The sequence below is a fragment of the Nostoc sp. genome (genome assembly GCF_036916575.1).
Lineage (GTDB): Bacteria > Cyanobacteriota > Cyanobacteriia > Cyanobacteriales > Nostocaceae > Nostoc.
In genome coordinates, this window is record NZ_JBALGC010000094.1 from 141,000 (window position 1) to 160,982 (window position 19,983).

A 19,983-nucleotide genomic window follows, 5' to 3' on the forward strand; every position below is an offset into this window, starting at 1 on the left:
CTGCTAATTTCTTTCAAATCTAATCTAGCTGAAGGCGCTAAAATACACCTACTCATTATTTAGCAGCCTCTACTTGTTGCATTTGAGCTTCAGCGCGTCGAATGTCTTCCTCTATTTCTGCAAATACCTCTTCACCATCAATTCCCTCATCACGTTCGAGTTCTTCAATACCAACTTGGATTTTAGCTTTCAATTCTGCTAGACGCTGATCTCGAATGCGATCGCGTTCATCTAGCAATCTCAATGCTTCACCCATCACCTCACTGACTGAGTGGTATCGACCACTATTAACCTTATCCTTAACCAACTGTTCCAGTTCTGGGGTCAAAGATATATTCACAACTATTACCTCATTCCATTTACTCTATATGCTAACCGAAAGAGGTTGCTGACAATTCAGGTCATCTGGAAAAGCCCACAAAAAACCTAACCCCCTTGCCGTGTTGAGAAGGAGGAAAATTCAAAGTCTCTCTCCTAAAAGGAGAGAGATTTAGAGAGAGGTTTTCCAGATATCGTGAAAAGTCCGAAAGTAGTTGGAGCCAAGTTAAAAAATTCGTAATTACGAATTAAGAATTACAAATTACGAATTACGAATTACGAATTAATTCGCTGCTGTTTGGGCTTCTTGATAAATTATTTCTTGAAACTGAATCATATCTTTTTGCGGATCGGCGTGGCTAACTTTCACTAATATCTGTTCGCCCAAGTTCACAGAACGTTTGAAAGTCATTGGCAACTGCAAGCCCAAATCTTCTAACAAAATTAGGGCCAAGTTACTGTCTTCCCGCAGCCACATCAACACTGTCACATCCCAAGTTTCTTCTGGATGACGGCGTAAATACTCTAGAGCATAATATCTATTAGTTTGCCGTTCCACCATCGTCACCTCTTGGGTGACGGCGGTGACAGTCATCATTACTTCTTTTAGTTGTTCTGCGGAAAATGGCAGAACTTCACCCCGCAAATGAGCTTTCAATTGAAAGTGGGTAAGTAAGTCACTATAGCGGCGGATGGGAGAGGTTGCTTGGGTATAAGTATCCAAACCCAAACCAGCATGACGCAAAGGCGTAATGCTCATTTCACTCTTGGGCATACAACGACGCATAGCGCAAGCGCGAACGAATCCGGCTGGAAGTAAGAGCAATTCCTCATCTGGAGGTAATTCTGGTTGCGGCTGACCGCGAAAGGGCAAAGGTATGTTATGAGCTTTACCATAACGAGCCGCAACTTCACCGGCAAGAATCATCATTTCTGCTACCAGTTGCCGCGACGGGGAATCGTCCAAAATGTCAATGTTGATCTCGTCACCTTTGACTTTGATCGTCGCTTCCGGCATAGTTATACTAATTGCCCCTTGGGCGTAACGCCAAGCTTTGCGCCGCTGTGCCCAAGTAGCGATCGCGGCAATTTCCGGTTCTGCTTGTACCCGTAATTGCAGCATTTCATCTACATCTTCGTAGGTGAGGCGATAAGTCGGCTTAATCAAGCTGGTATGAATGCTGTAATCTTCTACCGCTCCAGTTGCACCTAAAACAATCCCGAAACTGAGGGCGCAACAAACCCGTCCCTGTATCAGACTCATTGGCCCAGTTGCCAATACCTCTGGAAACATGGGAATCATCCCCGTAGGTAAATAGACTGTACTACCCCGCTTTCTAGCTTCCAAATCTAATTCATCTTCCGGGACTAACCATCTAGTGGGATCAGCGATATGCACCCATAGGCGTTCTTGTCCATCGGGAAGTACTTCCCAACTTAGACCATCGTCAATCTCGGTGGTAGTTTCATCATCAATGGTGTAGACCTTCAGGTGAGTCAGATCCAGGCGGTTTGTATCTGAGTCAATCGGCGGGAAATCCAAACGCTGTTGCGCCACTTCTAATACCTTACTAGGAAACTGAATCGGAATTGAAGAACGACGCAGGAACAAGTTTTCATAAGGACTCCAATAACCCAAATCCACCAACAGTTGAAATGCTCCTTGGGGTGTTGTGGGTCGCCCCAGCATGGTCATAGTTTCTAAAACTGGAGCGCTTGGCGGATAAGCGCGAGCTAAGGAGTCATAATTGACCCCTGTCCGCACGGTGTCAGCAATCAGCGCTGCGTATTTTTCTAGTCCTTCTAAGCGCTGGCGATCGTGGCGCCCCCACTCTACTGCTTCACCTTTGAGCGCCTGCTTTACACGAGTTAAAAATTCCTGCTGTCCCTTAACTTTTAGTGCCTCTACTTCCAGTTGATGCTTGCGTTCTGCCACCTGAGCAGCAGTTCGCGGCTCGTAAGCATCTCCTTTTTGCTTGAAATAAAGTTTGTCGTCTGATAACAAGCAATAGGCGGCGTAACAATGAGGCGCGGCTGATTCTGAAAATAGCAGATTCGCCATTTGGTCTGGGGTGACTGTTTCCCCATCTTCAAACAGTAATTCCCAAGCTACTTCCAAGCTAGATGGATCTAAATAAGGCTTGACCTGCTCCAAAAAGCTAGCAATTTCAGAGGGTTTGTAGGTCTCTTTGGTAACTGTATAGGTTATTTGTCTAGGCGCGAGGCTGTGGGATTGACCACGTTCATCTACCACAAACCAGCGGGTTTTACCGTCTGGACGTTCTACGATGCCCAGACGGCGATCGCCTTGAACCCTAAATTCAACTAGCGTCCCCTTCTCCACAACTCTCGCACTTTAATTTTGGTGAACAGTTTAAATAGTTTTAAGTTAGGAGTTAGAAGTTTTGATTCTTAACTCCTGTACAGACGCGATTAATCGCGTCTCTACTCATCACTCTTTTTAGCCTTCCGCATTGATAAATGGCAACAAAGCCACAATCCGCGAACGTTTAATTGCTAATGTCAACTCTCGCTGTTGCTGAGACGTAAGCCCAGTAATCCGACGTGGCAGTATCTTACCCCGCTCGGTGACAAACTTACGCAATAAATCAACATCTTTATAATCGATTGGTTCTCCTGGCTTGATCGGAGAAAGGCGACGACGGAAATAACTCATCTCTATTTAATTTCCTTGTGAACGGTATGTTTGTTGCAGTGGGTGCAGAACTTTTTCAGTTCTAGCCGATTAGTGGTGTTGCGGCGATTCTTGGTACTGGTATAACGGGAAACACCAGGAGAACGCTTATCTGAATTTGTCCGACACTCGGTACATTCTAGTGTGACAATTATGCGGACACCTTTACTCTTAGCCATAATCTTACAAACAGTAAAGCCTGAAGAGAATTAACACAAATGACTATCTTCTCACATTCCGCTGCATATTTTCAACTAATCTTTTGACTTTTATATCGAGCGAGTAGCCACGACGCGACGAAACTATGAAAGTTCCACAATAGCGATCGTGTAAAGCCTGCTGCATCTGGGTATCAGAGAAGGCAGTCCCACAATCAATTGCTAGGGGAAGTACTAGCAGTATAGCAGTGGGGTTGGCTCTAATATTGCTCAAGGCAATTGACACTAAAAGGGCACCCAAGCCGATAATCGCCTCTCGCTTCAGCAGTGAGGGCAAATCTGGAATTCTGCCCATTACTTCCCCATCTTCAACTGACAACACCTTTAAGTCGAACGCCCAACGCCCTAAACTTTGCCCATGATTGTTGTATACCACCAGCACCCGCAAAACCAGCCAAAGTATTACGAAAACTAAGATTTCAATAAATTGAATCCCGATATCGCCGCTTCCCAGTAGGGAACTGACTAACCAGACACCAAGGAAATCAAGCCCCAATGCCATACCTCGCCGCCCAATATCAGCCTTGGGATAGTGTTTTTGGGGAACTCGTTCGATTGTCATACAAAACAGGTATTTTTATTTAGGGGTTAGGAAATAGCGATCGCTCTTGTTTTTAATATTAAGATGATGACTCGGCTAGTTGCTGCGCTATAAAAGAACAAAAACCAGTCAACAAAAATTTGTGCAACTAACAATTGCATAACTCAAAAATAGGATTAAGCTCCTATGGCGGTTTTGATACTCTGCTGATACTTAGTAAGCATCTCACAAAGTAACCATTACACGTCATGGATGCAACACACAGTAGGGTTGTACATCTGTATTGTATTGTTGTAGAAACTTAATTTAAATTAATTTCGGGGTTGCATTGATGACACATCTGTTTACTAGAACAGCTATTAGTCTGGTGATGACTACTGCTTTAGCGTTAGTGATCGCCATAATCACTAACGACCTAGCTGATGCTGCTGAGTTCAACTTTAACTGGAAAGGAGACACCGGTTATTCAGCTAAAGGTTCATTTAACTACGATACAACAACTGCTCCAAGCGTCATCTCTGAAGCAGGTTTAGGGGCTACGAAGAACTTGCAGTCTCTTTCAATTTCCTTCTTTGATCCCTTGAATACTTTCATAAATAGTTTCACTCCAGTGCTTAGTGGTGTATCTAACTACAGGTATTTGAGATTCAACTTTGATAACACTACCCAGCAAATCTTTGGCCCCTTTGATGTTGGCAAGGATAATAGTCTTCTTGGTGACTCATGGCTTAATAATAATCTCGCACTCATAGATGAAGGTTTTAGTAATGAGGTTCTAGCTAAAGACTTTGGTTTTAACAATAGAGATGCAGCAGGCACAAAGCAAATACTAGATTTAAGCAACAATTCGGTTCAGGTATCCAAAGTCCCTGAAGGAAGCATAATTATCGGTTTACTAGCAGTGTGTAGTTTGGGATTTACCGCTCGTAGAAATCTAGATAAAGCTACCCAAGAATAAAAGAAAAGTTGGAGGCGATCGCTATGTTATCAGTCAGCGATGCACAAGCAATTATTTTAAATTTGGTGCAACCGTTGGATCATCAACGCGATACAGAAGTTGTCAATTTATTAGCAGCCGATAGTCGGATTTTGGCAACACCTGTCACCAGTCCGCTAGATTTTCCCCATTGGGATAATTCGGCAATGGATGGCTATGCAGTTCGCTACGAAGATGTACAGCACTCTAGCACCGAACAACCAGCCGTTTTAGAAATTGTTGAAGATATTCCGGCTGGGTATCAGCCTAAGTCTACGATTCAACCAGGGCAAGCAGCAAGGATTTTCACAGGTGCGGTGATCCCAGCAGGTGCGGATACTGTAGTCATACAAGAGAATACACGTCGGCAAGAAAACCGCGTATTTATCCTGGATACGCCAAAACTACAAGAATTTGTCAGACACAAAGCATCTTTTTATCAAGCTGGAACACAACTACTACCAGCAGGAATTAAGTTAAATGCCCCAGAAATTGCCGTATTGGCAGCAGCACAATCTCTGCAATTAAGTGTTTACCGCCGTCCGCGTGTGGCAATTTTTTCCACTGGTGATGAGTTGGTATCAGTTGATAAACAATTGCAACCAGGGCAAATTGTGGATTCTAATCAGTATGCGCTGGCAGCTTTGCTAAAGCGGAGTGGGGCAGAACCGTTAATTTTAGGTATTGTTAAGGATGATCCAGTTGCTCTGGAAAAAGTCATTGCCCACGCCGTTGCGATCGCTGATATAGTTCTTTCTTCTGGTGGTGTCTCAGTGGGAGATTATGACTATGTTGACAAAATTCTAGAGTCACTAAGAGCAAAAATCCACATTCGGGCTGTGGAGATGAGACCAGGAAAACCGCTCACTGTCGCCACTTTCCCCAGTACAGACGCGATTAATCGCGTCTGTACCCGTTCAGCCCTCTATTTTGGTTTACCAGGAAACCCTGGTGCTGTTTTAGTAACTTTTTGGCGTTTTGTGCTACCAGCAATCAAGAAACTTTCGGGAATTACTGAAGGTTGGGAACCAGTATTTTTGAAAGTGCGATCGCATGATGAATTGCGATCAGATGGCAAGCGCGAAACTTACCTTTGGGGTAAATTACATTTAATCGATGGAGTTTACGAATTTCACAAAGCTGGTGGTAGTCAAAGTTCCGGCAATTTAATTAATTTAGCTCAAACCAATGTCTTAGCTGTTCTACCGATGGGTAAAACATTAATTTCCCCACAGGAAGAGGTGCAAGTTTTGCAGCTTGTTAACGGGTAAGTAGGTCGAAATAATTGGTAATTCGTAATGACGATTACGAATTACCAATTAGCTAAAATACCTGCTCAAAAGCCTCAATCAAGCTGTTAACTTCCTCAAGCGTATTGTAATGCACCATGCTTACCCGGACTATTCCACCTTGCGATCCTAACCCCAGGTATTCAATGAGCCGTTTAGCATAAAAGTCTCCGTAGCGAATCCCAATGTAATGTTGGTCAATTTTTGCCGGAATGGTTGAGCTATTCATTCCATTTACCACAAAAGATATAGTTGGCACACGGGATTGACGGTCAGCTTTTGATTGACCAATCACTCGCACATTAGACTTGCTGTTGAGGTAGTTTAAAAGGCGATCGCTAATCTTTTCTTCATGTATACTAATTAAATCAAACGCCTGCACCATTTGATTTCTCAAATCAGGTGCAGTTTGATTGCCGTAGTGCAGTTGTGCTAACTCACTTAGATAATCACATAAACCTAACATTCCATAACTTAATTCAAAATTGACATTCCCTAACTGAAATTTATAAGGTATATCTGTCTGCTCGATAAAATAATGGTTCAGACCAGGCAATCTTAATAAATGTTCTTCTTTGCCATAAAGTAAGGCATGATGCGGTCCATAGACTTTATAAAAACTTAAAGCATAGAAATCAACATCCAAATCTTGAACATCAACTAATCTGTGGGGTGCATAAGCTACACCATCCACACAAATCATCGCGTTGCGATCGTGCACAAATGCAGCAATTTCTTTAATAGGGTTGATGGTTCCCAGAACATTAGAAGCATGAGTCAAGGCTACTAGTTTAGTGCGCTGACTGATCAATGGTTCTAAATCTGCTAAATGAAGTTCCAAGGTATCTGGGCGAATTTGCCACACTTTAACCTTCATTCCTTGTTTTTCCAGAGCGACCCAAGCACCAATATTTGCCTCATGGTCACAATTAGTAACAATAATTTCATCACCAGGGGTGAAGGTTTGACCCAGACAAATTGAGAGAACTTTCAACATCAGTGTAGTAGACGGGCCCATGACCACTTCTTTAGAAGAATTGGCGTTAATGAAAGTAGCCATTCCCCTAGTTGCTAGAGCCAATCGTTCTCCTGCAAGTTGAGAAACCCCATAAGAAGCTCCCAACTGGACATCAGAACTCAGGAGAAATTCGCTAATTCTATCTACTACTTTTTTCAGGGTTTGTGACCCGCCAGCATTATCAAAAAAAGTCCATTTGTTAGCTAGACTGGGAAAATATTGACGAACTTCATCAAGATTCAAGAGCATAGTATAAGTCTTCTAGAGAATGTTCTTTACCCTAGCCTACCTTTTGGCAAGTCGCACAGAGAGCATCTACATCCTCTTTTGGTGTTTACAGCTTGTTGTGCCAGCCTTCTTGCAAAGCAAGAATCTCCCTAAAGGGGGTATACGTGGCGACTCAAAGAGTATCTTACTGATATATCTAACTTCCAACAAGGGTTAATGTCTTGATTCTTCACAATTCTCGCCAATTTTCTTTGATAAGTTTAAGGGAGAGTCAAAGTAACTATTGTTTTGATTCTTAATTCCTTGATTGAAAACAAAGGAACGACCTATGAACACTACGGTTAAATATGACATTGAGATTATCAAGCAAGAAGCACTTCAACTTGTTAAAAAGGGATTTGTTAACCGTCAGCAGCCAATTTATACTCTCTGTAAATATATTCCTCATTGTGACTGGGTTAATTTTGAACTTGAGTTAGAAAAAAACGAATTTCTACTCAGAGATAGAATTATCGACCTATTGAATCACGAATCGTGGGAAGACGATTGAAGCTGTATTTAAAAGGTGAACCTCATTAGCAGCATTCTAATAAAATCAAAATTATAAATTAATTTTTCAGCACTAAAAACCCTCGAATTAAGTCGGGGGTTATAAATAATAGATTATTAAACTAAGCAATAAATCTTGATGGATAGGTTAGGTGGTTGAGAGGATGAGAGAACCACTACTAGTGTAGCAATACTTTTCTGTTAAAGGGGAGAGGGAAAGGTGGGGCCCCTCTGAAGATAAGAAGCAGGATTTAAATTCACCTTTACTCTAGGACTTACGCAAAAAGGCAGTGAAAGCCTTGATTTACCGTAGGGGCAATTCATGTAGACGCATACTCCTACGTCCAAGCAAGCTCAATACGCTTGGGTTAAGGCTAAAACTCTTTCTTCAAGTCAATTTTTTTAACGAACCGCCAAGGACGCAAAGGACGCAAAGAGAAGGAAGAAATTCTTAACCCAAGCGTATTGCAAGCAAGCTATGCAAAGCGTCTCGTAGAGAAGCGGCTTAAGGCAGGGTACATAGGTGTCAACTTAACGTATAGCTTGCTTCCCCATAGGGGTACATCACTAACGGCAGTTGCTCATGAACAGTCACTGCGGTGGACGGGTTAAGAGGCATAAAGAAGCTTGCCTTGTGAGCGGGTCTCCCGACTTAAGCAGACTGGCGTCAAGTGATGTGGAAACCCTCAAGACCCTTACGGGTGACACTCGAATACTCGTTACCGTTACGTTTGCGGAGCGTCTCGTAAAGCCTGCGGCATAGCTACGCTTAGGGCGCAGCCCAAGGTAGAGAAGAGAAGATAGCCGCCAGTCGCTTCTTTGTTCGCAAAGCGTCCCGTAAGGAAGGAGTACAAGTCGGGAAACCCGCTGTTAGCACCTGGCTCACCTCCTGCCTTATTTCTTGAAAGTCTTGCTGGAGGTTTATCAAGAAAACTGAAAGCACGAACTTTTGGCGACGTTCAAGAGCAAGGATTTAATATTTTCACTCATCAATTAATTTCAAAGATTTCACACTAACAAGACTATTAAGACTACCAAGACTATTAATTAAGGTTATCTCTTGAGATCCTATCTCTAATTTGACAATAAAATAAGTTTGGTGACTGTAAGACTATATTTACTTCCTGGCTTAGTGACTAACTTGCATTGTGTACCCTGTATTAGGCCTTGTAAGATTTCTAGGGGGTATTTATCATATATTTGCTTGATTTTATTTTTTTGTAGAATAACTTTTTATTTTCAACAGTTAACTTCATCTAGCTTCTGCTACTTCGTCGTGATCTCAATAAAATCCTTAGAATTGACGAATTAATTATGCGATTAAACGATCAGCTGATTAACTTACCTAGCTTAAATCATGTTATTAATCGTTCTCCATTAACGATTAACCCTGATAGTTTTGTAATCGAAGCTATTGTCTTGATGAGTCAGGAAAGATGTACTAATTATGTACCTACCACTTTAAATTCCTCATTAGATTTAAATCTCGAAAGTCAACCATTAAGTGGGTGTGTCTTGGTGATGGAGGTAGGAAATTTGTTAGGCATTTTTACTGAAAAAGATGTAGTTAAGCTTATAGCTTCTGGAATGGACTTATCCACGGTGACAATAGCTGAAGTGATGACGCAGCCAGTCGTTACCCTTAGACAATCAGATTCTCAGGATATTTTCATCGCCTTATCGTTATTACGTGAGCATCAAACTCACTATTTGCCCGTTTTGGACGATGGCGGGCAATTGCTAGGAATCATCACTGAGACTAGCTTGCTACAAGCCTTTGACATGATAAAAATGGTTGGGATCGTCGAAGGCTTGCAGCAATATTTACAAAAACCCAAAGATGAATTCAAGCAGGTTAATCAGCCAATTGAGATCGAGCAAGTACGCTGCCAAACTCAAAATAACTTAAAACTATGGGTTGAAGCACAATCGGCTGAAATCATGCAAGTTAATCACGAACTTCAGCAAGCCCTCGAAGAACTCCAGGTAGTGGAAGAAGAACTACGCGAACAAAACCAAGAGTTGTCCGTTGCCCGTGAGCTAGTAGAATTGGAGCGCCAGCGTTACCAGGATTTGTTTGAGTTCGCTCCAGATGGTTACTTGGTAACTGATGCAGGAGGTACTATTCAAGAGGCTAACCGAGCAGCAGCAACCTTGCTGGCTGTTCACCAAAAATATTTGGTAAATAAACCATTAATTTTATTTATTGCTCAACAAGACCGCCAGACTTTTACGATTCGACTAAATAATAAGCAGCAGGAACACGAGTGGGAAGTTTATCTAAAACCCCGGGGAGGTAAAACTTTTGCGGCTAGCATCAGAGCTGCTGCCATCTACGATTCAGAGGGGAAGCAAGTTGGTTGGCGCTGGTTACTCTGCGATATTAGCGCTCGCCAACAGGCAAAGGAATCACTGCGCCAAGCTAACGAAGAGTTAGAAAAACGAGTGACGCAACGGACAGCAGAACTTGTCATGTCCAACGTCCTGTTACAACAAGAAATTATTGAACGGCAACGCGCCGAGGCAGCATTACAGCAAAGCGAAAACCTCTATCGTCATGTCGTGGAAAGCCAAATTGACATAATTATCCGCATTGATTTACAAGGGCAGATTACCTTTGCCAATCTGGCTGCTTGTCAAACCTTCGGCTGGAAACAAGATGAGTTTCGTGGTCAGTCATTTTTCCAGTTTCTTCATCCAGATGACTTGGCTGAAGTGATGGAAGATATGACAACTTTAGGATCTTCATTCCATCCCTTGACTAATCGTGAGCGACGTGCATTCACAGTCAATGGTATCCGCTGGTTTCAATGGAATGTGATCGCCATTCTTAATGACAAAAAAGAGGTTGTTGAAATCCAAGGGGTAGGCAGAAATATTACCGAACAGCAAGCCGCCCTACACGAACGCCAACTTGCCGAAGCAGCACTGCGCCAAAGCGAGGAGAAATTTCGCAATTTTGCCGAAAATAGCCACGCCATCATCAGTATTGCTAGCGCAGATTCATTCCATCCCTTGTACATTAGTCCTGCTTATGAGAATATTTGGGGTCGCTCTTGCCAAAGTCTTTACGACCAGCCACACTCTTGGCTAGACGCAATTCATCCAGACGATCGCGATTGTGCTACCAAATCAGTAGAGCAATTACTTAGTACTAAATCTAGTTCAGTAGAATATCGGATTTTGCAACCTGATGGCTCGTTACGCTGGATTTGCAATCGGGGCTTTGCTGTCTATAATGACCAAGGAGAAGTTGACTACTATGGTTGCATTACCGAAGATATCACCGAACGCAAACTGGCCGAACAGTCACTGCAAGAAAGTGAAGCGCGATTGAGTTTAGCTCTGGAAGCTGGCGAAATGGGTATATGGGATCGCAACCTGATCACCAATACTAGTTTTTGGTCTGCCAATATGGGGCCACTTTATGGTCTGCCGAGCGGTACCTTGTGTCCAACCATAGAAGGCTATGTTAATTTAATCCATCCAGAAGACCACGAATCTGTAGCTGCGAGTATACCTCGCATGATTGCCGAAGGAAGGGAAACTACAGATTATCGAGTTATCTGGCCTGACGGCAGCCTACACTGGTTAAACTGCAAAGCTCAGGTCTACTATAATGAAATCGGTGAGGTGATCAGGATGATCGGCACAAATAGAGATATCACTGAGCGCAAGCTAGCGGAACAAAAAATCTCCGAACAAGCCGCTCTACTTGATATCGCCACCGACGCCATATTAGTTCGAGATTTTCAGTCTCAAACCTTATTCTGGAATAAAGGTGCAGAGCGGATGTACGGTTGGCTTTCTACAGAGGTTATAGGAAAAGACCTCCGGGAGATTTTGTACCCAGCAGAAACTCAACAACTGCAAGTACCGCTAAAAAGCGTAATTGAGAGTGGCTCCTGGCAAGGTGAGTTATCTAAAGTTACAAAATCCGGTAATAAAATTATTGTGGAAAGCCGCTGGACATTGATGCGTGATCCTGAGGGAGAACCCAAATCTATCCTGACTGTTGACACTGACATCACCGAAAAGAAACAACTCGAAGAGCAGTTTTTTCGTACCCAGCGATTGGAAAACCTTGGTACCCTTGCAAGTGGTATTGCCCACGACTTGAATAATATATTGACACCAATTTTGGCAGCAGCTCAATTGCTACAGGGAAACTTTTTCCAAGATGAGGAGCATTCTAGGCAATTGATGGCACTCATAGAAAGCAACGCCAAACGTGGAGCAGCTTTAGTCAAGCAAGTCTTGTCTTTTGCGCGAGGATTTAAAGGAGAGCGGACAATTATCCAAATCAAGCACCTGATTGCAGAAATTATCCAAATTGGTAAACAGACATTTCCCAAATCTATTGAATTTTCTACGGTTATCCCAGAAGATTTGTGGGCGATCGCTGCGGACACCACACAACTGCATCAAGTGCTGATGAATCTGGTAGTAAATGCCCGCGATGCTTTACCAGATGGCGGCAAGATCAAAATTTCTGCGGAAAATAAGTTTATTGATCAAGCTTATACCAGAATGAATCTCGATGCCAAAGTTGGACATTATATTGTAATTACTGTTGCCGATAACGGAATTGGCATACCGCCAGACATATTAGATAGAATTTTTGAGCCATTTTTTACTACAAAAGAGATCAATGCAGGTACGGGACTCGGACTTTCAACAGTGGTTGGCATCATTAAAAGCCACGACGGTTTTATCAAAGTGTCTAGCAATGTTGGTAGAGGCAGCAAATTTGACCTGTTTTTACCAGCAGTGGAAGCAACCCAAGCGTTCGGGATAGAAGAGCTGGATCTGCTCCCAGGAAAGGGAGAGTTGATTTTAGTTGTAGATGATGAAGCCCAAATTCGTGAGATTGCCACAATCATTCTAGAAAACCATAACTATAAGATACTTACTGCTAGTAATGGCATAGAAGCGATCGCACTCTATGCCGAACACAAGCATCAAATCAATGCTGTATTGATGAATATAATGATGCCGGAGATGGATGGAATCACTGCTATTCGCACCTTGCAAAAAATGAATCAGCAGGTTCAAATTATTGCCTGTAGCGGACTGAACTCAATGGAGATGTTTGCTCAAGCTGCTGATGCTAATGTGCAAGCAGTTTTATCAAAACCCTATACAGCCAGAGAATTATTGAAAAGTTTGCACCAATTATTCAGAGGCTAGTACCGCAAGGCGAAAGTCACTCATTCAAAAGTATTATGGAATAAGCTCTTTAGGGCTTTTCAATGGTCTGCTTATTTACGCCGTGGCGTACTAGTATTTTATTGCCACTTGGGAACAACAACGGAATGATGGATCTGCTAGTGTAAATTGGCGCTTCAAAACCACTGATGCACGGACAAAGATGGAGCGGTTATATCCCACGATCTCACCCAGCAAAGTTGACTTGATAGACTACTAGCTAGGACTCCCAAACAGGTAGCTTAAAATAGTTTGCAATAACAGCCAAGCATTTAAGCTACTGATAACAATCGCTACTAACCACGATAAAACTTTCAGCCACAAAGGATTAACAAATTCACCCATTAAGCGTTTATTACTTGTAAACATCACCAACGGCACTACGGCAAATGATAGCTGTAAACTCAAAACAACTTGGCTGAAAATTAGTAAGCCGCCTGTACTCTTTTCTCCCAAAAGCATAATTGAAATTAATGCTGGGATAATCGCAATTAATCTAGTTAATAACCTACGTAACCAAGGTTTTAGACGCAGATTTAAAAAGCCTTCCATGACAATTTGCCCTGCTAAGGTTGCAGTAAGAGTTGAACTTTGTCCAGAAGCAAGTAATGCCAAGCCAAAAATTGCACTAGCGGCATTTACACCCAATAAGGGAGAGAGCAATTTATAAGCATCTTGAATTTCTGCAACATCTTGATAACCAGAAAAATGAAAAGTGGCAGCAGCAATAATCAAAATTGCTGAGTTGATAAACAAGGCAAAACATAAAGCAACTGTAGAATCGATTGTGCTAAACTTAATCGCTTCCCATTTCTTTTGAGATGTTGATTCCCAATCTCGCGTCTGCACGATTGATGAGTGCAGATACAAATTGTGTGGCATCACCGTTGCCCCCAAAATGCCAATAGCAATGTAGAGCATTTCTGGATTCTGTACAATTTCTATTTTGGGAACATATCCTAATAAAACTCCGCCTAAATCAGGACGCGAAAAGATGATTTCTGCTGCAAAGCAAATGCCTACAGTTGCTACCAACAAAATTACCAAGGCTTCTGTATAGCGAAAGCCTTTGTTTTGTAGCAGTAACAATACAATTACATCTAGGGCTGTTATGCACACGCCCCAACTCAGGGGAATGCCAAAAAGCAGTTGCAGCGCGATCGCACTTCCCAAAACTTCCGCTAAGTCACAAGCTGCGATCGCTATTTCACAAAGTACCCATAACCCGAAGTTGACACGCCAACTGAAGTTGTCTCGACAAGCCTGCGCTAAATCTCGCCCCGTTGCTACTCCCAACCGCACACACAGAGATTGCATTAAAATCGCCATCAAGTTGGAAAGCATAATTACCGTTAGCAACGCATAACCAAATTTAGCCCCGCCAGCTAAGTCAGTCGCCCAGTTACCAGGGTCTATATACCCTACAGATATGAGATATCCTGGGCCTGCATAAGCCAGCATCTTACGCCAGATGCTTTTGGTGTTAGGAATTTTAATGCTCCGGTAGACTTCAGGTAGGCTGGGCTTCCTAATGGGTTTTTCTGGAAAGGGCATTTGCTTACACTCGGAATTTTTCATAATTCTGTCATAATTTTTTCAAAAACTGACAGGAATAGCTACTTTTATCAGGTTACAAATCTTAATATTCACTAAATATTAGTAGAAAGATTCAACAACAAACCTAAATTTTGTATTGATATAGATTCTCGTTCTTAAATTATCAACTTGTAAAAACTTCTTTTTTTCATTACATTTGAAAAAAGGCTCATATATCAAATAACTTACTAACCTCAACAAAAAAAATGAAGCGAAAAGTACATTCAGAATTTTCAGGTTGTTCCAACTGTGAACATGATCATGATGAGAATCATAACCATGATCATCATCACAATCATGATCAGAGTCATAACCATGACCACAATCACGACCACGGTGGAGAATCCAATCTGAAAAATGAGATATTGCCTTTGGTAATGATTTTAAGTTTATATGCGCCTGGTGTAATTTTTGAAAATCAATTACACAATACATTTTACTCAATAGGTGAATATCTGCTTTTCATCCCTGCCTATTTATTAAGTGGATGGAGTGTTTTAAAAACTGCTGGGCGCAATATACTCAAAGGTAGAGTATTTGATGAAACCTTTTTGATGACAGTAGCGACATTAGGGGCGATCGCAATTCATAAATTACCCGAAGCTGTCGGAGTCATGTTATTTTATAAAATTGGGGAATTGTTCCAGGATATTGCCGTTAGTCGTTCACGTAATTCCATCAAAGCATTATTGGAAGTCCGCCCAGATTATGCCAATATTTTAATAAAGGGAGAACTCAAGAAAGTATCGCCAGAAACAGTAAAGATTGGGGATATTATCGTTGTAAAGCCTGGAGAAAAAATTCCCTTAGATGGCGAAATTATAGATGGTAATTCGCAAGTTGATACATCTGCATTAACTGGAGAATCTGTGCCGCGAACGGTGAGGCTGGGAAAAACAGTTTTGGCTGGGATGATTAATAAAATGGGTGTGATCAGCATTAAAGTAACAAAACTCTTTGATGAATCTTCCATTGCTAAGATTTTAGACTTAGTGCAAAATGCCAAAAGTAAAAAAGCAGAAACAGAAAAGTTTATTACTAAATTTGCCCGATATTATACACCAATCGTAGTTTTTACGTCTCTAGCAGTTGCACTATTACCTCCTTTATTCATTCCTGGTGCAATTTATTCAGAATGGCTTTATCGTGCCCTAATTTTATTAGTTATTTCCTGTCCGTGTGGACTGGTTATCAGTATTCCATTAGGTTACTTTGGAGGTATTGGAGGTGCTGCTAAACGCGGTATTTTGATTAAAGGTTCTACTTTTTTAGATACTTTAAATGCAGTTAAAACAGTTGTTTTTGATAAAACCGGAACGTTAACTCAAGGGGTGTTTAAAGTAGCAAAAATAGTACCATTAAATGGCTTAAATGAACAAGAATTGCTGCAATTAGCTGCCAAAGTAGAATCGCACTCAAATCATCCCATCGCTCAATCTATCCGCAAGGCTTATGGTGGAAAAATCGATGAATTTGAGGTGAGAGATTATGAAGAGATAGCAGGCTATGGAATTAGAGCCAAAGTTGAAAACAAGGTAGTAATAGCGGGAAGCGATCGCCTCTTGCATAGAGAGAAGATTGCTCATGAGAATTGCCAATTAGAAGGAACAGTTATTCATCTAGCAGTGGATAATATTTACGCTGGGTATATTGTCATTGCTGATGAACTCAAAGAAGATGCAAGACTTGCTATACAAGCACTCAAGCAAATGAGTGTAAAGAGAACAGTAATGTTGACAGGAGATAATCAAGCGATCGCTTCCCGGATTGCTCAACAGCTCGGCATCGATACCTATGAAGCAGAGTTATTACCTGAACAAAAAGTTAATGCCATTGAGAAGTTACTCAGCACTGCCGGTAAGCATGGTAAAGTTGCCTTTGTTGGAGATGGCATTAATGATGCGCCAGTGATTGCTAGAGCAGATGTTGGTATGGCAATGGGCGGGTTAGGCTCAGATGCAGCCATAGAAACTGCCGATATTGTAATCATGACAGATGCACCATCAAAAGTGGCAGAAGCAATACAAATCGCCAGAAAAACAAGGCAAATTGTTTGGCAAAATATTGGGTTTGCTTTAGCAATTAAAGGTGTATTTATTGGATTGGGTATTTTAGGTATAGCGACAATGTGGGAAGCTGTCTTTGCTGATGTCGGAGTAGCAATGCTTGCAATTTTAAATGCAACTAGAGCGATGAAATAAAATTATTGGAAAATCTGGAATCTGTAATTGGGAAATTGTAGTAGTTAAAACTGAAAAGTAAGAAGTTGTTTTTTTTAACGCTTCTCACTCATAAGCTGCTATCCAAAATAGAACCCATGAATTCATCAATCAAAGGCATTGCTACAGCTACTTTAGCCTTACTGCTAAACTATTCAGCAAACCCAGCCTTTGCACTACCCCAGAAAACCAATCATCCAGTTACTGTTGCTAAATCGCAACCATTAACAGACACCTTGATTGTTCCTGGCGAACGAGTAGGGCCGATAACACGTACAACCACCAAGCAAGATTTAGTCAAGCTGTTTGGTGCATCTCATCTCGTTGATAAAACCATTTCAGGCCCTGAAGGAATGGGTAGTTTTGCAGCTACTCAGGTAAACCTAAATCAGGGGCGATCGCTGTTGGTAGTCTGGAGTGATAATACCCGCACCAAACCTTTAGATGTGCGTAACTTGGATTCAGCTTGGAAAACCCGTGAAGGTATCGGTGTAGGAACCCCCTTGAGCGAGTTACGCCAGAAATTAGGTAACTTTAAACTGTATGGATTAGCCTGGGACTACGGCGGTACAATTTTGTTAGATAGTAGTAAATTATCCCGCTATCAAGGCAAACTTATTTTCCGAGTAGACGCTGCTCCTAATGCTTACGAAAAGTTCCCCAATGACTACCAATCAGTGTCTGGGGATAGTACTTTTTCCTCCACCAATCCCCACTGGAAATCTTTGGGAATTAAGCTAGCAGAAATTATCGTTGTACTGAATCCAAGTGAGTAGTGGTATGCTAAACATCAGTTTGCTTGCTAGGGCGTAGAGGAACTATGGAGACGACGTTCTTATACTAAGTCTGGAACTGGTAAATTACTGACAGAAGAAATTACATAAGTGACATCTCGTGTCACAATGATGTTTCAGCTATTGAAACCAAACACAGTAAACCAGATTGCTAGATCGATAATCTGGCTAGTCGTCTTGAATAAAGATTATTGATTCAAAAACCTGGATGTCTTCCGAGCAGCATCTACAGCACAAACGCCATGCACTACAGGAACATTATGACCTGCTAGCCGAGAAGTTAAAAAGGTTGCGTCACGATTATGCGATCGCAGCAGATACTCTCATTCGCTTCCAATTAGAAAAGCAAATTGAACAAACGGAAACTGAACTAAACGAATTGGCTCAATAGCTTGATGATCTGGAACGAGCTTTATCTAGTGATGAGTGTATTGTGCTTTGTTGAAATTGGGTTATCGAGAGCAGACGTGAGCATTTCGGAGATTTATTGAGACTGATTCAGTTAATCCACGGTTCACTTTACTATGGTCAACGCTGGTTGTTGAATCGGTTAGTAGTACAAAATGTCCCCAATATCATGACGGGAAATGTTGAAGCACGTATATTAGGATGCCTGCGGCAGGCTACGCCTACGCTGATGAAAAAGGTCTAATCAACTGGGATTCTGGGGCTGTAGACGGCTGTTTTCCCTCTGGGAAAGTTCAATTATTGTTTTATGAGAGTGATGGAAGAGCGATATAGGAATCCTACTTGAATCTTGCTCAGTGTACTGAGAAGGAAAGCTTTGTATATCAAGCTTTTAGGCAGCTTAGTTGTTCAAAAATCAAATAGGAGTCCTATATCTAATTGTATATATCTAAAGTTCTGAATATTACCAAGAGTTACCAAGAGTGGATTTTTAGAAAAAGTCTAATCTTAATATTGAAATATTGAAATATTGAAATATTGAATAAATTATGCGTGCAATGATTTTATCAGCACCGCGTCAGCCTTTACGTTTAATTGACTTGCCACTGCCAAAACCCAATCCTGAACAAGTACTAATTCGCGTTCATGCTTGCGCTGTTTGTCGCACAGATTTGCATATAGTTGATGGAGAATTAATAGAGCCGAAACTACCTTTGGTACTTGGACATCAAATTGTGGGTACTATTGAGGATATTGGCGAACGTGTTAAAGGATTTACTATCGGTCAACGTGTTGGTGTTCCTTGGCTAGGCTACACTTGCGGCGTTCACTGTCGTTACTGTCTCTCTGATCAGGAAAACCTTTGTGATTATGCTGGGTTTACTGGTTACAATTTTGATGGCGGTTATGCCGAGTATACTGTCGCTGACCATCGCTTTTGCTTGACCTTAGACCCTAGTTATTCTGACTTACAAGTTGCCCCTTTGTTGTGTGCTGGTTTAATTGGCTACCGGGCTTATAGAATGACTGGTGATGCCCAAAAACTTGGTTTTTATGGCTTCGGTTCCTCTGCCCACATTTTAATTCAACTGGCACGCTATCAGGGGCGGCAGGTTTTTGCTTTTACACGTTCTGGGGATATTGAAGGTCAAAATTTTGCTCGACAATTAGGTGCAAGTTGGGCTGGTGATTCAGATGTATTACCGCCAGAACCTTTAGATGCAGCGATTATATTCGCCCCGATGGGTCAGCTTGTTCCTGCAGCTTTGCGTGCAGTTGTCAAAGGCGGCACTGTAGTTTGTGCAGGGATTCACATGAGCAAAATTCCTGCTTTTCCTTATGAAATTCTTTGGCAAGAAAGGGTATTACGGTCTGTTGCTAATCTGACTCGCAAAGATGGAGAAGAATTTCTCGCTTTAGCACCCAAAGTTCCGATCCAGACACAAGTAAGTCTTTTCCCTTTAGCTGAAGCTAATGAGGCTTTGAATGCACTTCGCAATGGCTTATTTGATGGTTCGGTAGTATTGGTCATTGATGGCAAAGGTTCTAGTTGAAAAATCGGCAGCAAGTAGGGAAAAGATATTTTTCTTTGCAAATACCTAAACATAGAGCTTGATAGTTGATAAATTTCTGCCTGTTAACTCTGTCATTTGTTAGAGTAAACAATCGTTCGTGTTGACTAGCATGTGAGTGCAAGGACACGCATCACCGCTGTTGTACTCAATTTATCGAGCGGCGGGAGTAATTGACGATAGCGAATTAATGTCTCTTTGCAAGTTTAGTAGTTGCCTAGAAGGGCATCCAACCCCAGCATTACCTTGGGTATATGTGGCAACCTGACTTTTCCCGTTAAGTCTCTTTTGCAAGCTGCCAACCCTCACAGAGATCGTGTAATTTTAACCAACCTCGCCACAGTACTTGAATGCC

At 41.8% G+C, this 19,983-nt stretch carries 16 protein-coding genes; 9 read left to right on the forward strand and 7 right to left on the reverse strand.

Annotated features, from left to right (window positions below; translation table 11 throughout):
• Positions 1–55 precede the first annotated feature (55 nt).
• From V7L29_RS20415 to V7L29_RS20435, 5 genes are all read right to left on the reverse strand, one after another.
• Positions 56–340, reverse strand: a complete 285-nt coding sequence (locus V7L29_RS20415) for a type II toxin-antitoxin system ParD family antitoxin (RefSeq protein WP_334736628.1) — start codon at positions 338–340, stop codon at positions 56–58.
• Between the two features lie 261 nt (positions 341–601).
• Positions 602–2,662, reverse strand: coding sequence for a ribonuclease catalytic domain-containing protein (locus tag V7L29_RS20420; RefSeq protein ID WP_334736629.1), 2,061 nt, complete (start codon positions 2,660–2,662; stop codon positions 602–604).
• A 117-nt stretch (positions 2,663–2,779) separates the two neighbouring features.
• Positions 2,780–2,995, reverse strand: coding sequence for a 30S ribosomal protein S18 (gene rpsR, locus V7L29_RS20425; RefSeq protein ID WP_012411240.1), 216 nt, complete (start codon positions 2,993–2,995; stop codon positions 2,780–2,782).
• Positions 2,996–2,997: 2 nt separating this feature from the next.
• Positions 2,998–3,192: a 50S ribosomal protein L33 gene (rpmG, locus tag V7L29_RS20430; protein WP_334689629.1), complete on the reverse strand. Its 195-nt coding sequence runs from the start codon at positions 3,190–3,192 to the stop codon at positions 2,998–3,000.
• 43 nt (positions 3,193–3,235) lie between these two features.
• Positions 3,236–3,793, reverse strand: a complete 558-nt coding sequence (locus V7L29_RS20435; protein WP_334736630.1) for an RDD family protein — start codon at positions 3,791–3,793, stop codon at positions 3,236–3,238.
• A 310-nt stretch (positions 3,794–4,103) separates the two neighbouring features.
• Here V7L29_RS20435 and V7L29_RS20440 point away from each other — a divergent pair, with 310 nt between their 5' ends.
• Complete coding sequence (locus tag V7L29_RS20440) at positions 4,104–4,730, forward strand: PEP-CTERM sorting domain-containing protein (RefSeq protein WP_334736631.1); 627 nt, start codon at positions 4,104–4,106, stop codon at positions 4,728–4,730.
• 23 nt (positions 4,731–4,753) lie between these two features.
• Positions 4,754–6,019: a molybdopterin molybdotransferase MoeA gene (locus tag V7L29_RS20445; RefSeq protein WP_334736632.1), complete on the forward strand. Its 1,266-nt coding sequence runs from the start codon at positions 4,754–4,756 to the stop codon at positions 6,017–6,019.
• Positions 6,020–6,071: 52 nt separating this feature from the next.
• Here the strand turns inward: V7L29_RS20445 and V7L29_RS20450 are convergent, their stop codons facing one another.
• Positions 6,072–7,304: a cysteine desulfurase-like protein gene (locus V7L29_RS20450; protein ID WP_334736633.1), complete on the reverse strand. Its 1,233-nt coding sequence runs from the start codon at positions 7,302–7,304 to the stop codon at positions 6,072–6,074.
• A gap of 307 nt (positions 7,305–7,611) precedes the next feature.
• Between V7L29_RS20450 and V7L29_RS20455 the strand changes: the two genes are divergently transcribed.
• Together V7L29_RS20455 and V7L29_RS20460 are read left to right on the forward strand one after the other, a co-directional pair.
• Positions 7,612–7,833 (forward strand): DUF4327 family protein, encoded by a 222-nt coding sequence (locus tag V7L29_RS20455; protein ID WP_334689624.1) that lies wholly within the window; start codon positions 7,612–7,614, stop codon positions 7,831–7,833.
• Between the two features lie 1,313 nt (positions 7,834–9,146).
• The gene (locus V7L29_RS20460; protein WP_334736634.1) at positions 9,147–13,022 is read left to right on the forward strand and encodes a PAS domain S-box protein; all 3,876 of its coding nucleotides are present in this window, start codon (positions 9,147–9,149) and stop codon (positions 13,020–13,022) included.
• Positions 13,023–13,256: 234 nt separating this feature from the next.
• On the opposite strand, the gene V7L29_RS20465 is transcribed toward V7L29_RS20460, so the two are convergent.
• Entirely contained in the window at positions 13,257–14,618 is a 1,362-nt protein-coding gene (locus V7L29_RS20465; protein WP_334736635.1) for an Nramp family divalent metal transporter, read from the reverse strand.
• Between the two features lie 224 nt (positions 14,619–14,842).
• On the opposite strand from V7L29_RS20465, the gene V7L29_RS20470 reads away from it, so the two are divergent.
• From V7L29_RS20470 to V7L29_RS20490, 5 genes are all read left to right on the forward strand, one after another.
• On the forward strand, positions 14,843–16,837 hold the full coding sequence (locus V7L29_RS20470; RefSeq protein ID WP_334736636.1) for a heavy metal translocating P-type ATPase: 1,995 nt from the start codon (positions 14,843–14,845) through the stop codon (positions 16,835–16,837).
• Between the two features lie 116 nt (positions 16,838–16,953).
• A complete protein-coding gene (locus V7L29_RS20475; protein ID WP_334736637.1) occupies positions 16,954–17,631 on the forward strand; it encodes a hypothetical protein in 678 nt (225 codons plus the stop codon).
• 226 nt (positions 17,632–17,857) lie between these two features.
• A complete protein-coding gene (locus V7L29_RS20480) occupies positions 17,858–18,040 on the forward strand; it encodes a hypothetical protein (RefSeq protein ID WP_334692883.1) in 183 nt (60 codons plus the stop codon).
• Between the two features lie 96 nt (positions 18,041–18,136).
• Positions 18,137–18,301, forward strand: a complete 165-nt coding sequence (locus V7L29_RS20485; RefSeq protein WP_334736638.1) for a hypothetical protein — start codon at positions 18,137–18,139, stop codon at positions 18,299–18,301.
• A gap of 304 nt (positions 18,302–18,605) precedes the next feature.
• Positions 18,606–19,610: a zinc-dependent alcohol dehydrogenase family protein gene (locus tag V7L29_RS20490; RefSeq protein WP_334736639.1), complete on the forward strand. Its 1,005-nt coding sequence runs from the start codon at positions 18,606–18,608 to the stop codon at positions 19,608–19,610.
• The last annotated feature ends 373 nt before the right edge of the window (positions 19,611–19,983 follow it).

Coding starts and splice junctions, on each gene's coding strand:
- V7L29_RS20445 (WP_334736632.1), top strand. CDS start 4,754: ATGTTATCAGTCAGCGATGCACAAGCAATTATTTTAAATTTGGTGCAA.
- rpmG (WP_334689629.1), bottom strand. CDS start 3,192: ATGGCTAAGAGTAAAGGTGTCCGCATAATTGTCACACTAGAATGTACC.
- V7L29_RS20465 (WP_334736635.1), bottom strand. CDS start 14,618: ATGAAAAATTCCGAGTGTAAGCAAATGCCCTTTCCAGAAAAACCCATT.
- V7L29_RS20475 (WP_334736637.1), top strand. CDS start 16,954: ATGAATTCATCAATCAAAGGCATTGCTACAGCTACTTTAGCCTTACTG.
- V7L29_RS20480 (WP_334692883.1), top strand. CDS start 17,858: ATGTCTTCCGAGCAGCATCTACAGCACAAACGCCATGCACTACAGGAA.
- V7L29_RS20490 (WP_334736639.1), top strand. CDS start 18,606: ATGCGTGCAATGATTTTATCAGCACCGCGTCAGCCTTTACGTTTAATT.
- V7L29_RS20460 (WP_334736634.1), top strand. CDS start 9,147: ATGCGATTAAACGATCAGCTGATTAACTTACCTAGCTTAAATCATGTT.
- rpsR (WP_012411240.1), bottom strand. CDS start 2,995: ATGAGTTATTTCCGTCGTCGCCTTTCTCCGATCAAGCCAGGAGAACCA.
- V7L29_RS20455 (WP_334689624.1), top strand. CDS start 7,612: ATGAACACTACGGTTAAATATGACATTGAGATTATCAAGCAAGAAGCA.
- V7L29_RS20450 (WP_334736633.1), bottom strand. CDS start 7,304: ATGCTCTTGAATCTTGATGAAGTTCGTCAATATTTTCCCAGTCTAGCT.
- V7L29_RS20440 (WP_334736631.1), top strand. CDS start 4,104: ATGACACATCTGTTTACTAGAACAGCTATTAGTCTGGTGATGACTACT.
- V7L29_RS20435 (WP_334736630.1), bottom strand. CDS start 3,793: ATGACAATCGAACGAGTTCCCCAAAAACACTATCCCAAGGCTGATATT.
- V7L29_RS20470 (WP_334736636.1), top strand. CDS start 14,843: ATGAAGCGAAAAGTACATTCAGAATTTTCAGGTTGTTCCAACTGTGAA.